This window comes from Salinivibrio sp. KP-1, from assembly GCF_000968645.1.
Taxonomy (GTDB): Bacteria; Pseudomonadota; Gammaproteobacteria; order Enterobacterales; family Vibrionaceae; genus Salinivibrio; species Salinivibrio siamensis.
Genome location: NZ_LAQR01000048.1, coordinates 14746 through 33143, shown reverse-complemented (window position 1 = coordinate 33143; position 18398 = coordinate 14746). Strand labels below are relative to the sequence as shown.

17 protein-coding genes are annotated in these 18398 nt (G+C 51.1%); 12 read left to right on the top strand and 5 right to left on the bottom strand.

Annotated features, from left to right (window positions below; genetic code table 11):
- Positions 1 to 248 precede the first annotated feature (248 nt).
- From WN56_RS16605 to WN56_RS13485, 5 genes are read left to right on the top strand one after another with little or no spacing between them, the layout of a single operon-like run.
- Positions 249 to 635, top strand: a complete 387-nt coding sequence (locus WN56_RS16605) for a hypothetical protein (protein ID WP_052708091.1) — start codon at positions 249 to 251, stop codon at positions 633 to 635.
- Positions 636 to 692: 57 nt separating this feature from the next.
- Complete coding sequence (locus WN56_RS13500; protein ID WP_046075510.1) at positions 693 to 1049, top strand: hypothetical protein; 357 nt, start codon at positions 693 to 695, stop codon at positions 1047 to 1049.
- A gap of 49 nt (positions 1050 to 1098) precedes the next feature.
- The gene (locus tag WN56_RS13495; protein WP_197075777.1) at positions 1099 to 1653 is read left to right on the top strand and encodes a GNAT family N-acetyltransferase; all 555 of its coding nucleotides are present in this window, start codon (positions 1099 to 1101) and stop codon (positions 1651 to 1653) included.
- Positions 1643 to 2335 carry a penicillin-insensitive murein endopeptidase gene (locus WN56_RS13490; RefSeq protein WP_046075509.1) on the top strand — a complete coding sequence of 231 codons (693 nt, stop codon included), beginning with the start codon at positions 1643 to 1645 and terminating at the stop codon, positions 2333 to 2335. Before WN56_RS13495 ends, WN56_RS13490 begins: the two co-directional genes overlap by 11 nt.
- Before the next feature lie 39 nt (positions 2336 to 2374).
- The gene (locus WN56_RS13485) at positions 2375 to 3679 is read left to right on the top strand and encodes an MFS transporter (RefSeq protein WP_046075508.1); all 1305 of its coding nucleotides are present in this window, start codon (positions 2375 to 2377) and stop codon (positions 3677 to 3679) included.
- 60 nt (positions 3680 to 3739) lie between these two features.
- Here WN56_RS13485 and WN56_RS13480 read toward each other — a convergent pair whose 3' ends face one another.
- Positions 3740 to 5410 carry a methyl-accepting chemotaxis protein gene (locus tag WN56_RS13480; RefSeq protein WP_046075507.1) on the bottom strand — a complete coding sequence of 557 codons (1671 nt, stop codon included), beginning with the start codon at positions 5408 to 5410 and terminating at the stop codon, positions 3740 to 3742.
- A gap of 518 nt (positions 5411 to 5928) precedes the next feature.
- Here WN56_RS13480 and WN56_RS13475 point away from each other — a divergent pair.
- The 3 genes from WN56_RS13475 to WN56_RS13465 are packed head-to-tail and all read left to right on the top strand — an operon-like array spanning position 5929 to position 8287.
- Positions 5929 to 6660 carry a 5-oxoprolinase subunit PxpA gene (locus WN56_RS13475; protein ID WP_046075506.1) on the top strand — a complete coding sequence of 244 codons (732 nt, stop codon included), beginning with the start codon at positions 5929 to 5931 and terminating at the stop codon, positions 6658 to 6660.
- Positions 6657 to 7352, top strand: coding sequence for a 5-oxoprolinase subunit PxpB (pxpB, locus tag WN56_RS13470; protein WP_046075505.1), 696 nt, complete (start codon positions 6657 to 6659; stop codon positions 7350 to 7352). The genes WN56_RS13475 and pxpB overlap by 4 nt, the downstream gene beginning before the upstream one ends.
- Complete coding sequence (locus WN56_RS13465; protein WP_046075504.1) at positions 7337 to 8287, top strand: biotin-dependent carboxyltransferase family protein; 951 nt, start codon at positions 7337 to 7339, stop codon at positions 8285 to 8287. Before pxpB ends, WN56_RS13465 begins: the two co-directional genes overlap by 16 nt.
- Positions 8288 to 8364: 77 nt before the next feature.
- On the opposite strand, the gene WN56_RS13460 is transcribed toward WN56_RS13465, so the two are convergent.
- Both WN56_RS13460 and WN56_RS13455 read right to left on the bottom strand, forming a co-directional pair.
- Positions 8365 to 10194 carry a DUF3413 domain-containing protein gene (locus tag WN56_RS13460; protein WP_046075503.1) on the bottom strand — a complete coding sequence of 610 codons (1830 nt, stop codon included), beginning with the start codon at positions 10192 to 10194 and terminating at the stop codon, positions 8365 to 8367.
- 73 nt (positions 10195 to 10267) lie between these two features.
- Positions 10268 to 10669, bottom strand: coding sequence for a diacylglycerol kinase (locus WN56_RS13455; protein WP_046075502.1), 402 nt, complete (start codon positions 10667 to 10669; stop codon positions 10268 to 10270).
- 96 nt (positions 10670 to 10765) lie between these two features.
- Between WN56_RS13455 and WN56_RS13450 the strand changes: the two genes are divergently transcribed.
- The gene (locus WN56_RS13450) at positions 10766 to 11809 is read left to right on the top strand and encodes a glycosyltransferase family 9 protein (RefSeq protein ID WP_046075501.1); all 1044 of its coding nucleotides are present in this window, start codon (positions 10766 to 10768) and stop codon (positions 11807 to 11809) included.
- A 39-nt stretch (positions 11810 to 11848) separates the two neighbouring features.
- Here WN56_RS13450 and acnA read toward each other — a convergent pair whose 3' ends face one another.
- Positions 11849 to 14587, bottom strand: a complete 2739-nt coding sequence (acnA, locus tag WN56_RS13445; protein WP_046075500.1) for an aconitate hydratase AcnA — start codon at positions 14585 to 14587, stop codon at positions 11849 to 11851.
- A 176-nt stretch (positions 14588 to 14763) separates the two neighbouring features.
- A complete protein-coding gene (locus WN56_RS16600; protein ID WP_052708090.1) occupies positions 14764 to 15366 on the bottom strand; it encodes a DUF6151 family protein in 603 nt (200 codons plus the stop codon).
- A 438-nt stretch (positions 15367 to 15804) separates the two neighbouring features.
- Here WN56_RS16600 and WN56_RS13435 point away from each other — a divergent pair, with 438 nt between their 5' ends.
- The 3 genes from WN56_RS13435 to WN56_RS13425 all read left to right on the top strand — a co-directional run bounded on the left by WN56_RS13435 (position 15805) and on the right by WN56_RS13425 (position 18350).
- Positions 15805 to 16440 (top strand): 2OG-Fe dioxygenase family protein, encoded by a 636-nt coding sequence (locus WN56_RS13435; protein WP_046075499.1) that lies wholly within the window; start codon positions 15805 to 15807, stop codon positions 16438 to 16440.
- Between the two features lie 2 nt (positions 16441 to 16442).
- On the top strand, positions 16443 to 17690 hold the full coding sequence (locus tag WN56_RS13430) for a cysteine desulfurase-like protein (RefSeq protein ID WP_046075498.1): 1248 nt from the start codon (positions 16443 to 16445) through the stop codon (positions 17688 to 17690).
- A gap of 192 nt (positions 17691 to 17882) precedes the next feature.
- Complete coding sequence (locus tag WN56_RS13425) at positions 17883 to 18350, top strand: ASCH domain-containing protein (protein ID WP_046075497.1); 468 nt, start codon at positions 17883 to 17885, stop codon at positions 18348 to 18350.
- Positions 18351 to 18398: the final 48 nt, after the last annotated feature.

Here is an 18398-nt window from a genome sequence, read left to right as displayed (position 1 = left end):
ATATAGAAACAACACACCACAAAATCAGTCTTCTACACATGTAGGGAAGGGTCCTCTCCATTGGCCACCTCTGTTAAGGATAGCGCATATGTATACGCTTGATTGCGGTAGGTTTATCATTGTCTGTAATTCGTTCAGGTAGCTGCTGTTTGACACGTAAATTTTATTGGGCAAGAGAAAGCATATACGGCATCATAGTTGTGTAGACTAGTGTGCCAGTCAATGGCGAACAAAATGACAACAATGTAATGAAATCTTACTACGATAAGAAGAAATTTAAGCGGCATTTTCCGATGGATTTTTATGGTGAGAGTGAAGGCTGGCAGTTTGCAGTGCGCGCCTTGTCTCCCACGCAAGTCTTATCGGCGAAAAGCTGGGTGGCGCGATTGAGCTGTCGTCGCCGAGACTTTCGGCTCGTTGATTTGGCGATTGACCGTTTCCACTTTTTGAGTGGCGGCGATGAGCAGATGCGTTTCACGGGCGTGGACTTGGGCACTAAAGTGAGTATTCGCCGGCAAGGGCAAATCGTCACTGTCGACGCGCTTAATCACCGCTATGGTGCTTTGACAGCAAACGTTCAGCCGTCAATTTCAACCGCGTGCATAGAGCCTGCGAGCAAGATCGTACTCTCTTAATAGGCGTCTCCTTGGCGGTTTGCGTCAGTGCCATACTGAGAAAAAAGGTGGGAACTCATGACGTTTATTGTGATTATCGTGCTTAGCATTCTTGGTGGTTTGTTGGCGGGTGAGCACTTCCATTCTTATCTTCTTGGGCTAGGCGTCGCCAGTACAGCGGTGGGTGCTTGCTATTGGATCACGTTTCGTAGCAGTCATTACCCCCAGTTTGCGTTATTTTTGTTGTTGCTCGGGGTGGTCGCTAAGATTGCCGTCACAGCGGCGGGTGTATTGCTCGGGTTAAAACATGCGTTGATCACCTCGCCTTTGGTCTTTTCGCTTTCGTATTTGTTTTTCTTGTTCGCCTCGACCTATTGCTATTTTCGCTATCGTGAATATTGGCTCACGCGCTTGCGTCATAAAGACTTACAGTAACTGGCTCGGCGGTGTTCAGTGTGATCGTTAACGAGGGATGGTATTGGTGATGTACTCAACGAAGCGATTGACGCTACGCCCATGGCAAGTGTCCGATTTGACCCCTTTTGCGGCACTCAATCAAGACCCCGATGTCATGCGCTATTTTCCCAGTGTGCTTTCACGCGCACAAAGCGATGCAATGGCGGCGCATATTCAATCCAAACTGGCGGATAATGGGTTCGGATTTTGGGCGGTAGAACTGACTGAAACACGGGAATTCATTGGCTTTGTGGGGTTAAACCGTCCCACCTTCGATTTCGGCCATCAGCCGTTTGTTGAAATTGGCTGGCGTTTAGCGTCGCCACATTGGGGAAAAGGCTATGCCACTGAAGCGGCACAAAAAGCACTCGCCATCGGCTTTGAGGACGTTGAGCTTCCGGCGATTTATGCGTTTACCACCGAGAGTAACCTGCCCTCACAAGCGGTGATGAAAAAACTCGGGATGACGCCGGCTGCTCCCTTTACCTTTTTGCATCCTCATTTGGCAGCAGATCATCCGCTCGCAACGCATGTCTTATACGCGATATCGAAGCCCAGCTGGCAGGCAAACCATGCTAATTAATCGCCGGTACCTATCGTTCATTCTTTCCGTTTTTTGTTTGTTGTTTCCATTGGCGGGCACTGCGCAGCAAAGTACCTGTCATGGCACTACGTCGAATGGTCATTTAGCCAATGGGGTACAGTTGCCCAGTGACGGGGCGAATTTCATAGGCTACAGCTTGATTGCGCGTTGGGCGGGGCGAACCTATGTTCACTCCGCAGTGCGTGACATCATCGTGGCATCGTATCAGTCTTTGGAGGCGGAGCAGCCAGACAAAGTATATCAATATGCTGAAACGGGCTTTGAGTCAGGTGGTCAGTTCAAACCGCATAAAACCCATAGAAATGGCTTATCGGTTGATTTTATGACACCGGTCGTCGATGCCGAGGGGCGATCGGTTCATCTGCCGACTCATCTACTCAATAAATTTGGCTACAGCATTGAGTTTGATGGGAATGGTCAATACCAAGACAAGCACATTGATTACACCGCCATGGCCACACACATAGTGGCGTTACACCGAGAAGCGACGCGTCGTGGCTATGATCTTTGGCGTGTTATCTTTGATCCAACTCTTCAGCCGGCACTGTACGATACCCCGTATGGGCAGTATTTAAAGCAACATATTCAGTTTTCAACGAGGCGGTCTTGGGTTCGCCATGATGAACATTATCACGTTGATTTTGCCGTGTCTTGCCAATAAGGGCAGAATAAAAACAAAAAGAAGAGACTGGGAGAAAGTGTGCACAAACTAGCGGATGACTTACACCAAAAACTTTTTAATGAAGAAGATGCTCGTGCCTGTAAAGACATTGATGGCAGTGCGTGTCGGGAGGTTCCGGGCAATTTTTTCCGCATCATCGTTAGCCAAGGACTCACCAAAATTGGCGACGCGGTATCTAACCCGAAAATTGTCTTGCCAGCGCTTCTCACCGCAGTTGGCGCCCCCTTGGCGTTAATTGGCTTATTGGTGCCAATACGAGAGGCGGGCTCGTTAGTGCCTCAGTTGGGTATCGCCGGTTATGTCCGCCAATTTGCGTTACGTAAGTGGGCATGGGTGGCGGGCTCTGTCATTCAAGGGGCGTGTATCCTAGCAATGGCCATCGCAGCGTTGCTGTTAACCGGTCAGGTAGCCGGCTGGAGCATTGTTGGCTTGCTGGTGGTATTTAGTCTGGCGCGAGGCTTGTGCTCGGTCGCTTCGAAAGATGTGTTAGGGAAAACCATTCCTAAGCCGCAACGAGGACGTTTGAATGGATGGTCGTCAAGCTTGGCGGGGGCGGTGACGATTGCAGCCGGTATCGGATTGTTCAGCGTCTCGGATCAGCAACATGTATGGGTCTATTGCGCGCTGTTGGCGTTCGGCGCAGTGCTTTGGTGGATTGCCGCAGCGTTTTACAGCCAAGTTGATGAATACGAAGGGGCTACAGAAGGCGGAGCCAATGCGCTCACGCATGCACTGTCTAAACTGCGCTTGTTGGTGGATGATAGACGCCTACGCCACTTTGTGATCACCCGTTCACTGTTACTCTGTTCGGCACTATCCGCGCCCTATTATGTGCTGTTAGCCAGTCAGCATAGCCAAGCGCTGGCGATCACCACCGCAAGCTTTGTCGCCATTAGCGGTATCGCAAGTTTGTTGTCGGCCCCTTTTTGGGGACTGTTTGCCGATCGATCTAGTCGCCAAGTGATGATAATGGCCGCTGTAGTGACGGCGTTGCTGGGGCTGGTGGTCGTGAGTATCAGTCATTGGTATCCCGCGCTGTTTTCTTTGGCGTGGGTACTGCCTGGCGTCTATTTTGTCCTGACCATTGCTCACGAGGGTGTGCGCCTTGGCCGTAAAACCTACATCGTGAATATGGCTGAGGGCAATCAGCGCACCGATTATGTCTCGGTCAGCAATACTTTGATTGGCTTCATGCTCTTATTCATGGGCGGCGTCACGGCATGGTTGAGCCAGTGGGGGTTAATGGTGGTGATTGCGGTGTTATCGGCGCTTGGCTTGCTGGGGGCATTGATGGCACGCGCGCTGCCAGAAGTAGAAAGATAAGCCGGCGGGCGGAATAGAAAAGGCGCTAGTGATTAGCGCCTTTTGGTCTAGTGTTGCCGGTTAAACTTTAAATTGGCTCATCAGACGTTTGAGCTCTTCGCCTGTCTGGTTTAAGTCAGTCGCCGCTTGTGCCGAGTCATTACTGGCGTTGAGTAGTTGGCTCACAATGTCGCGAATCGATACCAGATTACGGTGAATGTCTTCGGTCACTGTTGTTTGCTCCGAGGCAGCAGAGGCAATGTAGCTGGTCATGTCATTGATTTGTGTGATTGCATTACTTACCGAATCAATGCCGCTACCAATTTCGTTGGATGCCTCCGAGGTTTGCTGGCAGGTATCGTTACTTTGCTTCATCCCATCTACAGCTTGATTGACGTATGACTGAAGTTCATCCAGCATTTCGCGAATTTCGTGGGTGCTCTTTTGCGTGCGGCTTGCGAGGGTTCTCACCTCATCAGCGACCACCGCAAACCCGCGACCTTGTTCGCCTGCACGCGCGGCCTCAATGGCAGCGTTAAGTGCCAGCAAGTTAGTTTGTTCAGCAATATCGCCAATCACAGAAAGCACGCCAGTAATTTTATGGGACTGCTCATTCAGCGAATCCACATGTGTGCTCGAGGTATTCATTTGCTCGACCAGCGCTTGCATCGAGGTGATCGAGAATTGCACTTTCTCTTGGGCGTGGCGCGCATCGTCAGTAGCTGCACTGGTGGCATCAGCCACTTGGGTGGCGTTCTGAGACACCTCTTGCGCGGCCGAGCTCATCTGGGTAACAGCGGTGACCACTTGCTCAGTCTCGTTATCGTGAGTCTGTAATTGCGTGGCAACCATCTGGGTTTGTTCGTCAATCGTGCGTGCGGTGTGGCTCACTTTTTCCGTGACATCCACCACGCTACGTATGGTGGTTTGCAGCTTATCGATAAAGCGGTTGAACGCATCCCCAAGCAGCGCAATTTCGTCACTGCCTTTAATTTTCAGGCGCTGAGTCAGGTCGCCATCACCGTCGGCAATATCATTGAGGTTGTCCAGCATGTCTTTCACCGGTGTTGACATCCGTTGGGCAACAAAGGCAACCGCGACAAAGGTAACAATCAGAATAATGATACCTGCAATGATCATTCGCGCCGTTTGTGCCGCTAAAGCCTCTTCTGCATTTTCACGGAAATCGGCAACGCGCGCCTCAATGTCGTCAATGTACGCCCCCGTTCCCAACATCCATTGGCCGTTGTAGACCATATCGGCATAGCCAATCTTTTCGATCAGTTCATCGGTACCCGGCTTTTGATAGAGATAGGTGAAGGTGCCATCACCGCTTTGCGCCGCGTCGAGCAGACCCACGATAATTTTGTTGCCCTTGGGATCGGTAAGATTGATCAAGGACCGGCCTTCTAGCTCTGGCTTTAAGGCATGGAATACGTTGTTGCCTTGTTTATCGTAGATGTAAAAGTAGCCAGCCTTACCAAAGGTCACTTCGCGAAGTGCGTCTTTGACATTTTGCGTGGCATCGCCGTCCGCTTGCTGTGCGTTTTTTACTACAGTCGCGGCAATTTCTGTGGCTTCGCGAAGCTGCATTTTTCGCTCATCAATTAATTTGGTTCGAAAAGTGGCAATGTTCTCTTCGACCAGCTCTCGCTCGTAATAGGTAGTGATAAACAACGTAACGAGAATGGATAATACCAAAGGTACGATGGCAAGCACTAAGAGCTTTCCGCGCAGCATTAACTTCAACATACCGGATACCTTGTGTTAATTATGGTTTCGATTTCGCTAAAGTATGGAAGACATTTTTTCTGTTTGCCGCGCAAAAAGCCCTTTTATTTGATGTGGATTGGGAAACATCCTGCAATCTTTCACATCTGTCTAACTCGTTATGCACAAGAGATTGCGATAACTATTTGATTCATCACTGTTAAGTAAATATAAGCCATTTTTCACTCACTCCTCTTACCTCTTTATCCCACAAGCAGGCCCAACGCACGCTTAACGTTCTGGCATGTTTGGTCTGTCTGTATACTCGCCTTTTTTTGCCCATCTTTTAGGACGTCAGACAAGTAATCAGGGGCGTTCAAGAGTGCTTTTCGCCGTTCTCGAATGGGTGATATCAGGGAGATTAGGCTATCGGTCAGCACGTTTTTTACCGTCAACGCCCGGCAAGCGCGACACAAGACTCACATCCTGACTATTTTGTTGGTTTATCGGCGGGTTAAAAAGCCGTAAGGTAAAGCAAAGTCAGTGAAATCGAGGGAGTGATGAAACTAAACGCAGACATGGGTGAAAGCTTTGGTGCGTGGACGATGGGAATGGATAGCGCGCTGATGCCGTGGATTGATATGGCCAATATCGCGTGTGGTTTTCATGCCTCTGATCCTGATGTCATGGCGGCCACGGTAGCACTCGCAGTAAAGTACAATGTGAGTATTGGTGCTCATCCTGGCTACGCCGATAAGCAGGGCTTTGGCCGTCGTCATATTGATCATACCCCGGCACAAATTAGTCACCTTGTTCGCTATCAAATTGGCGCATTACAAGGGATCTGTGCGCGATTTAATGCGAGCCTTGATTATGTGAAGCCCCATGGTGCGCTGTATAACACCATGATGGTGGACAACGATTGCTTTGAAGCGGTGTTGGTTGCGGTGGCTGATACGCTGCCCAATACACCATTAATGGTGCTGGCACTGCCGGATAACCGTCAGCATCGCCAGCTTGCCCAACAAGTCGGTGTGCCGCTGATTTTTGAGGCCTTTGCTGATAGAGCCTATCTGGCGTCAGGGCAATTAGCGCCGCGCGGTCAACCGGGCGCGGTGTTAGATGACGCCAACGCGATGATTGCACAGTTATTGCAGTTATCTCAACATGGCACGGTGACAACCCTTGAGGGGCAAACGCTCTCGCTTTCGCCGGATACGGTGTGTGTGCATGGAGATAACCCACAATCGGTCGAGGCGATAAAACAACTCAGAAAGGCCTTAACACCATGACACTCAAGGTTGAGCAGGTCAGTGAAACCACGATAATGATCCGGTTGGGCAATAAGATCGATCTTGCCTTAGTCCCACAGTTATCTGCGCTGTGTGAGCGAATCCAGCAACACTTTGGCCGTGGTGTGGTTGAGTTAATTCCCGCCTACACCAGCGTTCTGGTGGAAGTGAATGTTCGCTTACTCTCGCCAGAAACGTTGAAAACGTGGGTGATGAATCAAGGCGACTCATTGCGAGTCACCGACGACGCCGTGGGCGGAAAACACGTGTCGTTGCCGGTGTATTATCACCCTTCGGTTGGGCCCGATTTAGCTGCGGTCGCCGAGTTTGCCGGCGTAAGTGAGCAAGAGGTGATTGCGCGACACAGCCAACAAACTTACACCGTTTGTGCGATTGGTTTCGCGCCCGGCTTTGCCTTTCTTGCGTCGGTGGATGAGACAATAGCCATGCCACGTCATACCACGCCTCGTCATCAGATCCCCGCTGGCAGTGTGGGCATTGCACAACAGCAAACCGCGGTGTATCCAGCGGCTTCGCCCGCAGGCTGGCAAATTATTGGCAATTGTCCCAAGGTGCTATTTAATCCCCGTCAATCGCCCATGATGCCGTTTGATGTAGGTGATACCGTCTGTTTTGAGCCGATGTCAGAGTCTGATTACCGCGCGGCAGGAGGTCAATGGTGGCAGGATTAACGGTGCTCGACCCCGGCGTATTGAGCTTGGTGCAAGACACAGGGCGCTACGGGGTGGGCCAGCTTGGCTTAAGCCAAGGCGGGCCGGTCGATTGCCACGCATTTGCTTGGGCGAATTATTTACTCGATAACCCCGCCAATACACCGCTGGTCGAGATAACCATGGGTCAAGCACGTTTTCGTGCTGACCACGCGATGTCGATCGCCATCACCGGCGCAGACATGCAACCTTGTATCAATGGTCAGCGCGTGGGGATGTGGCAGACGTTGACGCTAAATGCGGGTGATGAATTGCGTTTACGCTACGCGCGCCGTGGTTTGCGGGCCTATCTCGCGGTGCGTGGCGGCTGGGCGGTCGATGGCGCATTTGGCAGTGCTGCGACGGTGATGCGCAATCAACTCGGCGGTCTCCATTCCGGATTAGGTGAACAGGCGGGAGGCATGGCGCTCACCAAAGGAGATGTGTTGCCTTGCCGACCGCATGCGCTGTTGCCGAGGGTGCGCGGTGTACCGACACGTTTTATTCCTGACTACAATGCCCTGACTCCACTGGCGCTTGTGCCGGGGTATCAGTTTGATAGCTTCAGCGCCGAGGCGCTAACGGCATTTTTTGATGGCGAATACACGGTCGATCAGCACAGTGATCGTATGGGTGTGCGGCTCAATGGACCGAGCGTTGTCAGCAAGCAACCGGGAATTGTTTCCGAAGGCATTGCGCTCGGGGCCGTGCAAGTGCCCCCTGACGGTCAGCCGATTGTACTACTCAATGATCGGCAAACACTCGGTGGCTATCCTAAGCTTGGCTGTTTAACCCGTGCCAGCTTGAGCATGTTGGCGCAAACGCCACCCGGTCAGGCCGTGCGTTTTTATCCAGCGCGGCTAGCGGATGCATCGGCGCAATGGCAGGAGTTTGCGCAGTTTTTTGACTGGATCTAGCCTGTAGAAAATGGATAGATGAGCCTCTGGAAGACAGAGGCTCATAAACGGATAGGCTTTAACGCGCAAGCGACGGACTAGCGGAAACGGCTAATTTGCTCGAGGGCTTTTTCCATTTGCGCAAAGTCGGGTGATGCGTTTTCTATGGGTCGATTGGTGTTATCCATGTATTGGTATTGCCCTCCAGCACCCACTTCTAAAATGGTGTCGTCGGTCACTAACGCATAGCCGCTGTAGTTTGACGATAACACCCAATCTTGACCGGGGTTTGGTGTAAGTAAGTCATGACCAATCGCGTAGCTGGCTGGATCGGACGTTACGCCTAAATAATGCTTCATCAGGGTGGGCGCAACATCTTGGTGGCTGGTTAGCTGCTTGCCAGTATCTACCTGTTTTGCATCGATGCCGGGGCCGACCATCGCGAAAGGCACATGAATTTGTGGGTCAGTAAAGTTACTGTTATGTCCCCAAAAATTCAGTTGGTTGTCATTCATTTCTTGGCCGTGATCGCCAGTGAGAACCAGCAGAGTATTGTCGAACTCTCCGCTTTGTTTCAGCTCTTCAACCACTTGGGCAACCAAACTATCAACGTAACGCACGCTGGTCTTATAGCGGTTGAAAAACGGTGTTGGGTCTGTCTCGTTGTTTAGCTTGAGATAGTTAACTTCGTCCAACATCGGTTGATACTTGGGGGTAAAGTCCGCAGGAAAATCATAGCCATGTGGCGCATCGTAAAACAAAAACGAGAAGGTGGGACGATTGGGGTCACGCTTTTGGTGCCAACGGATCCAATCTTGGGTCAGATCTGCGTCTAGCTCGGCGGGAGAGTCGCCTTCAGAACCGTTACGTAAATCGGACACCTTGGCAAACACGGTTTGGTTGAATTCCGGCTTTTCCAATTGCGCGGCGGTAAAAATACCCAGTTGATAATCGAGTGCCTGCAGACGATCCATCAGTACCGGAGATTGCTGATTGGCAAGAAAGCTGTGCCAATAGGTGCCAGGCATGCCATAAAACAGGCCAAAAATGCCGGTACGGGTGGCGTTCCCCGTCGCAAGGTGATGTGAATAGGTACGACCATTTTGCGCCAGTGCCCAAAGGTTGGGCGTGTTGTCAGCATTGAAGGTATCCGCGCGCCATGAGTCAACCACCAAAAACATGATGTTCACCGGCTGCTCAACCTCGGTCGTGTCCAGCGGTGAAAGAGGATAGTTAAGGTCGGCTTCGCGATCTACATCCATCGCCTTTTGGCGAGCCAATGCTTGTTCATCAATCCAGCCGTTTTTGCGCATCATACTGTTGGCGGTGGCTGGATAGAAAAGTGGCAAATAACGTTTCACCGTTGTCACGGGTTGGTACGCATAGGCAGCGGCCCAAATATGAATCCCGTGGGTGGCGAGCAAGGTCAGAAACGTGAGTAGCGCAAATTTTTTGCCGACTTTGTGCTGGGAAGAAAAACGTGTCCGCGACAACGCAGCCAGAATTGCCCACTGCGCGGCGAGGCAGGCAACCACGCCACCTATCACCATCAGCCAAGTGATCAGCGGGAAGCTGACAATCTGCCCGGCGAGGATCAGATCTAGCACCATGGCATTGATATGGAATCGATACTGGGCAAACACGATGGTATCGATGAAAAGCGTGATCACACCCACCGAGGCAATCAAGGCGAGCAACGGTTGGCGCACCTTGGTTGGCAGCAATAGCAGCGGGAGTGTTACTAAGCCAACAATGGCGGCAAGTAAGGCCATCTGGCTAAAGGTACTGACCACGATAAAGGTGATGCCAAGTGGCTCAGTGGGAAAGCTAGGTAGAAACGCAAAGTAGCGGCTGGCTATTGCCATCAACACAAGGGCGTTAATAGCGATGAACCAGCTATGTGTTTGAAGTCGCGATTTAAAAGACATGGTTTCTCATCACAGTTGAGTTAATTAATTGGCAACGTAACGGGCGCATTGCCGGGTGGTATGGTTATGTGTGTTATTGAATCAATGGGGCGCCAAAGTGATGCCATAAAATGGTAAGCCAGACCACACCCGCCAAAAGCAAACTGACAAATACCGCCGCAGAACCGATATCTTTGGCTCTGCCACTGAGCTCATGGCGCTCTTCCCCCACTCTGTCGACCACGGCTTCAATGGCGGAGTTAAGTAATTCGACGATAATCACTAACACAATGACGCCGAACATTATCAAGGATTCCGTCAGCGGTAATTGCAGCCAGAGTAATACGACTAGCGCCGCAGCCAATAATATAACTTCTTGACGGATCGCGGCTTCATGGTGATATGCCGCTTTTAATCCAGCCCAAGAATAGCCAGTAGCTTTAATGATACGTATCAGCCCTCGCGGCTTTTCTGAGGGGGATGTATTAGCGCCCATAAATACATTCTCGTAACAATTTGATCGATAGGGTGGCATTTTACATTTAACCGAGCCAACTGCATAATCGGCGCGATAACTTAATTGGAATTTGTTATGCCTCTGTTTACTGACGCCCCACGCTCCCTGTGTTTTTTGCGCCTATCTGCGATTGGCGATGTCTGTCACGCGGTCGCGGCGATCCAAGCCGTGCAGCGTCATTGGCCGCAGACGCAGATCACTTGGGTGGTTGGTAAAGTCGAAGCCCAGCTTTTGGCCGGGCTGGAAGGGGTGGAGCTGGTGGTGTTTGATAAAAAAGCAGGCTTGGCAGGCATGCGTCACGTCTGGCGGCAGCTGAAAGGGCGTCGGTTTGATGCGTTAGTACATATGCAGCTTGCTTTACGCGCTAGCTTATTGACTGTGGGGATCGGCGCGCGCTATCGCGTGGGGTTTCACCGCCACCGAGCGAAAGAGGGACAGTGGCTGTTTACCAATAAACGGATCCCCGATACCCAATCTTGCCATGTGTTAGATAGCTTTTTCGCCTTCACTCAATATTTGGGCGTGCCGGTTACGCCGCCGCAGTGGAATTTACCACTTTCTGAAGACGATCATGCCTTTGCTGAAGCGCAACTCGGTGATAAGCCTACTATCGTGATCAGTCCCGCCGCGAGCAAAGATGAGCGCAACTGGCTACCAGAGCGTTATGCCGAATTTGCCGACTACGCGGTCGGTAAAGGTTATCAGGTGGTACTCTGTGGTTCACCGGCTGCGCGTGAAAAAACGCTGGCTGCGCGCATTATTGCCGACGCCAACGTACCACTGGTTAACTTGGTGGGACAAACAAGTCTCAAGCAATTGGCCGCGGTGCTCGCACGTGCCGATGCGGTGCTAGCCCCCGATTCCGGCCCCGCGCACATGGCAACCACGCAAGGCACGCCCGTTTTAGGTCTTTACGGGCATAGTAATCTGAAGCGGACCGGCCCTTATAACAACCCCGCGGATGTAGTCAGTGTCTATGAAACCTTTGCTGAACAGCAACATGGCAAGCCCGTTGAGCAATTAGCATGGAGCACTAGGGTGAAAGGCGATCATGTGATGGCTGCCATTGATACACAGCAGGTGATCGACGCGTTTGAAACCATGATGGCGAAGCAATAAAAAAGGCCCCGCGGGGCCTTTGTGGTAGCGATGCTAGTACTAGCTGGCGAGTTGGCGCAGCACGTAGTGGAGAATACCGCCATGGCGGTAGTAATCCCACTCAACTGCAGTGTCGATGCGGACGTTGACGTCAAACTCGATGGTTTTATCATCCCGAACTGCACGCACCTTGAGGGTAGAGGGTTCGCCGCTGATCTCCTCAAAATCGAACGTTTCCGTGCCATCCAACTCGAGTGACTCGACGGAATCGCCGTCTTTAAATTGCAACGGCAACACACCAAAGCCCACTAAGTTAGAGCGGTGAATACGCTCAAAACTTTCAGCAATGACTGCTTTAATCCCCAGCAGGTTAGTGCCTTTGGCTGCCCAGTCACGGCTCGACCCTGTCCCGTACTCTTTGCCGGCCAAGACCACCAATGGGGTGCCATCTTGTTGATAGCGTTGGGCCGCCTCATAGATGCTCATTTGCTCATTGGTGGGTAGATAGGTGGTCATGCCGCCCTCGGTGCCTGGTGCCATATGGTTTTTTAAACGCACGTTGGCAAAGGTGCCGCGCACCATGACTTCGTGGTTACCACGGCGGGAGCCATAGCTGTTGAAATCTTTCGGCTCAACCCCTTTGGATTTCAAATACTCGCCCGCGGGACTATCCGGTTTAATCGCCCCTGCAGGTGAGATATGGTCAGTCGTAATAGAGTCGCCCACTTTCACCACACAGCGTGCGCCCTTGATGGGTTTCATCTCGGGGAGCGCCATGGTCATGCCATCAAAGTACGTTGGTTTTTTAACGTAGGTGGAGTCAGGCCATGAGTAAATCTCATCTTCAGGGACTGGCAGTTTCCGCCAAGCGTCTGTACCGGCAAATACATCCGAATATTTGTCTTGGTACAGCCCCTCCGTCATCGCTGATTGGATGGTTTGCGCGACTTCCTGTGGCGTTGGCCAAATGTCTCTGAGGTAGACCGGCTTGCCGCTTTCATCTTGTCCTAATGGCTCTTTAAGGACATCCACATTCATATTACCTGCCAGTGCATAGGCAACCACTAATGGGGGCGATGCCAAATAGTTGGCTTTCACATCTTGGTGAATACGGCCTTCAAAGTTGCGGTTACCGGAGAGCACGCTGGTCGCGAGCAGGTCAGCAGAGCGAATGGCTTCTGTGATCGGCTCTGGTAATGGCCCTGAGTTACCAATACAGGTGGTACAGCCAAAGCCGACGATGTTAAAGCCAAGGTCGGCAAGTGGCTCAAGTAGGCCAACATTTTCTAGATACGCAGGCACTACCTGTGATCCAGGTGCGAGAGACGTTTTCACCCAAGGCTTCGTTTTTAAGCCTCGCTCGCGTGCTTTTTGTGCCACTAGCCCAGCGGCGACAAGCACGGCCGGGTTCGACGTGTTGGTGCAGGAGGTGATCGCGGCGATCACAACGGCACCGTGCTCAAGCGTAAATCGCTCACCTTTGTAGTCGACTTCTATTTTCCCTTGCTCACGAAGACTGGGGTTATCGACTGCGGTCTGACCCCCTTCACTGGCAAAGCTTGCAATCACATTATTAGACGCCGCTTGTTCTTTTTCCAACAGCTGATCGAATTGGGTTTTGGCATCGGTTAATGCAATTCTATCCTGTGGACGTTTGGGACCCGCCAGGCTTGGTACCACATCACCCAGATCGAGATGGAGCGTGTCACTATAATCAGCCACCGGTGCATCGTCATCACGCCACAAGCCTTGTGCTTTAGCGTAGGTTTCGACCAGCGTGATTTGCTCATCGGTGCGTCCTGTCAGGCGCATGTAGCTAAGCGTTTCTTCATCAATCGGGAAGATGCCACAGGTTGCACCATACTCTGGCGCCATATTGGCAATGGTTGCGCGGTCAGCCAGCGGCAATTTAGCGAGGCCCGGGCCATAAAACTCAACAAATTTACCCACCACGCCGCGCTCACGTAGCATTTGGGTGACGGTGAGTACAAGATCTGTTGCCGTGGCGGACGCAGGCAGCTCACCTTTAAGCTCAAAACCGACCACTTCTGGAATTAGCATGGTAATAGGCTGGCCGAGCATCGCCGCTTCCGCTTCGATACCGCCTACCCCCCAACCCAGTACACCCAAGCCGTTAATCATGGTGGTGTGCGAGTCAGTGCCCACGAGCGTGTCTGGCATGGCTAACTTGTTGTCGCCGTGCTCTTCCACCAATACACCGGGTGCTAAAAACTCGAGGTTCACTTGGTGTACGATCCCAGTGCCAGGTGGTACGACGCGGAAATTGGAGAAGGCTTGTTGACCCCAGCGCAAAAATTGGTAGCGCTCGCTGTTGCGCTCGAACTCAATCTCAGTGTTTTTCTGCAAGGAATCAGGGTTGCCGTAGTCATCCACCATGACCGAGTGATCGATGACAAGATCAACCGCACCAAGCGGGTTGATTTTAGCTGGGTCACCTTTAAGCTCTCGCATCGCGGCACGCATGGCTGCTAGATCCACCACGGCAGGTACGCCGGTGAAGTCTTGAAGTACGACGCGAGCGGGGGTGAAGTTCACCTGATTTTGTCCTGCTTTATCAGCTTGCCACTGGCAAAGTGTGCGAATGTCATCGGCAGAAACATTCTTACCATCTTCTTTGCGTAGTAAGTTCTCTAGCAGGACTTTTAGGCAGTAAGGTAATCGATGAATGTTGAACGTCTCAGACAGTGCGTCCAATCGGTAGTAGTCGTAGGTTTCACCATTGACGTGTAGGGTTCGTCGGGTATTGAAACTATCTGGATGTTGAGATGGGTTGCTCACGGATGCCTCCCCTTGTCCGTTATTGTGAATAAGAGAGGCGACCTTACCTCGAAGGCCGTCGCCTCGCTCGGGGGATTGCTTGATTTTACCGCACTATTGTAAATGGGGTTTTGATGAAGTTAAAGCATCGTTATCACGGTATTTCCAATCACTTCCATCGGCTGTACCTTACTGCGTCAGGGGAGGGACTGTCTTCCTCTCGGTGATGGTGTTGATTGCCCGACATGATGGACAAGCCCTCGCGGACGTCCTTCACGGTCAAAAAAGACATTGGGGCGATGTTTGCCTAGTAGTCGTGCCCACAAGCCCTTTACGGCAGTGATAACCATCAAGCGCAATGGAAATCGTGCGTGAACCTTGTTTGCTGTAGGCGTTGAGCGAGCATCTTGGCCTTGCACATACCAGCGAACCGGGCCGATCTCTTCTTCATTATCTCCTTCAATGTGATAGCAAGCACTCACCACGCCAACAAAAGGAATATCGGCATTAATCGTATTGGCGATAGGCGTTTGGCAACAACGAGTATACCAGCGGTATAGGCCTCGCTCGCCCAACCTTAAACAGGTTAATTGATCTCGGCCGCGATAAATACGGAGCTGCGCTGGCGTGATTTGTAGCACTTCTGTGCCGCCGCCTGGCTCGAGTTCGGTGTGGTAGCCCAGTGTTTGCGCATAGGTCTGACAATCACTGCAAAAGCACACACAGCGTTGGCTTTGTTGTGCGTCAATGATCTCTCCTGTCATCTGCCCACATGAACACTGAATGGCAAGACGTGCCATATTATTTCCCCCAAGCTGCAGAGCGTGTATTAACAGTATAGCGCGAATTGTGAGTTCAGACGGTTGCGATAAACGGATAGACACAGCCACAAACGGGCGGAACCTTATCTATAACATCCTGTTTTATCACTCATGGCAACTTTTCGTGACAGAAAAACGGTGAGGTGGTGATTTAAAATGTTGCTAATGGTTTTTATGTTGGTGATTAATGCTGATGTTTAATAATTGTTAACTTTTGGGTTGGAGGTTTTCAATAGCTTAAGGGTTATCAATAGCGGATAATTCTGATTGATGTTTTTGTGGTCGACAAATCTAGGGTTGAAGCTGGAAATAACAGGGGATTTAGTTAAATATAACATGTAACGCATTTGTTAATCTTGTATCTGGCAACGGCTCTGGCATCAATGCGTGCGTCGATACAGATAAAAGGAGAAAGCCATGAATACGTCTTCACTACTCATGCAGCTCAATCAACTGGACGATAATCATATCAAGCAGCTTCAACCCTCATTTGATAATCTTCCAGGCACTTCACATGCTGATGGCGGCTATCGACTTCGCCGTTACTCGGTGGTTCATGTTTTTAATGGGGGCGTCGAAAAACTACCACCGCGACCGTTTATGCAAACCTCGGACATTAACGAGTTCCAAGGTGACGTAGCGAGAACATTTGAAGATATTGAATCAGAAACCGTGCAAAAGCCCGGCTTTCATGCCATGTGTCGCACGTTCCGCGATGTGTATCAATTAAGTGACGATAACGATATTGAAATCCACCAAATTCGTATTCAGGCGGATAATCAGTCGGTGCAAGTCGCTCCAGAAGGCGTTCACCAAGACGGCTTTGATCATATCGCCATTGTCAGTATTGGCCGCGATAATATTGAGGGCGGTGACTTTCAGGTATTTAGTCATAAAACCAGCGCACCGCTGTTTAGCCTGCCGCTGGAACCGGGACAAATGGCGGCACTTGATGACCGTACACTATGGCATTACGCTGAGCCGATTACGCCCGTGGATAACCAGAAACCGGGCACGATGGATGTATTTGTACTCACAGCAACAAGGGAGTAACGATGACACCGGCAGGTTTTTCACCCCATGCTGTTCGGGGCCACTTTCCCGCACTCGCGCAAATCATTGAAGGCAAACCCGTCGCATTTTTTGATGGGCCTGGGGGCGCGCAAGTGCCCCGCGCGGTGCTTGACGCTATGGTGGATTATTTAGGGCACTACAATGCCAATCTGGGCGGCCAGTTTTTCTCTGGTCGTTATACCACCGAGCTTATGCAGCGCGCACGTGATGTGGCAGCCACCTTTGTGAATGCCGCATCGTCAGAAAGCATGGTATTCGGTCCGAATATGACCACCTTGACCTTCTCTTTGAGTCGGGCGATCAGTCGCGACTGGCAGGCGGGAGATGAAGTGATTGTTTCGGCACTCGATCACTATTCAAATGTATCTAGCTGGCAACAAGCGGCGCACGACAAAGGCGCGATCGTGAAACAGGTACGTGTTGATGAGTCGACGTATTCTATCGATATGACCCACCTTGCCAGCCTAGTAACCGACAAAACTAAGTTGATTGCGGTGACACTTGCCTCTAACACCACAGGCAGTCTGGTGGATGTGGAAAAAGTGGTAGAGATGGCGAAACAAGTGGGCGCCAAAGTGTATGTGGATGCGGTGCATTATGCACCCCATCACTTAGTGGATGTGCAAGCACTCGGGTGCGATTTCCTTGCCTGTTCGGCGTATAAGTTTTTTGGACCCCATGTTGGTTTTGTCTATGTCGCGCCTGAGTGGGTACAGACGTTAAAACCGTATAAAGTGGAACCTGCGACTAATCAAGGCCCCGGCCGATTTGAAACAGGCACCCAAAGCTTTGAGGCCATCGCGGGGTTTATCGCCGCAGTCGAGTATCTCGCACAATGGGGTGATCCGACGTCGTCACTACGAGAAAGGCTAGCGGCAAGCTATGCGCAGTATCAAGCGCATGAGCAAGCATTGTCAGCACACTTTATCCAGTTGATGCGCGCTTATCCCAAAGTACGTATTTATGGTATTACCGACGATAATCAGCTCGATAAACGCACTCCAACGTTTGCGATCCGCATAGAGGGAGCAAAGCCTGCTGAGGTTGCTCAAGTACTTGGTGAGCAAAATTTGTGTGTCTGGAATGGGCACTTTTATGCCCAAGGCTTGTGCGAGCAGCTTGATATCTTAGATAAAGGCGGTGTGATCCGCATCGGTATGATGCATTACAACACCATTGATGAAATTGACCGGCTTCACCAAGCCTTATTGCCATTTATTAGCGATTAAACGTCTCTTCTATTCTGAGCGGCCATCCTGGCCGCTTTTTTATATTGGTTGGTTAGTGTCAGCGGCATTTATTTCGTTGTAAGAAAAATGTGAAACGTTAGCTGGCGCATAGGCGAAAACGAAACAGAGCGTTAAGATAACCGTCGTTTAACTGCCCAAGAAACCATTCAAAAAGAAAACAAGGCGAGAGAGATGACTGAAGAACAATACGCCTTTTGGCACCAGTACCTTGCGACCCTGCCAACTCACCAGCGGCCAAGTGACGATATGGTGGTAGTCGATACGTTAAGCCACCATACCGTCAGAGCCAATGAAGTCGCGACCTTGGTGAGTTTGAATAAAAAGAAAGCGCACTGCCGGTTGCGTAGTTCTTTGGAAGAGAAAAATGCGGTGATCCCGCAAAAAGGACATTATAAGATTGTCCTTAATGGTCACCAGCGACCCGTTTGCATCGTCAAAACCACACAGGTGAGCTATTGCCCGTTTAACCAAGTCAGCGCTGAATTTGCCGCACGAGAAGGCGAGGGAGATGGTTCGTACCAATGTTGGCACGAAGCGCATTGGGGTTACTTCTCCCAGTACGCTAAAACACACGGCCTGCATTTTGATGAGCACTCGGATGTGGTGCTTGAAGAGTTTGAAAAGGTCTACCCGCTCTAAATATAAAAGCCGCGCCCAGCGGCTTTTTCGATGACGGCCATCAGAGCG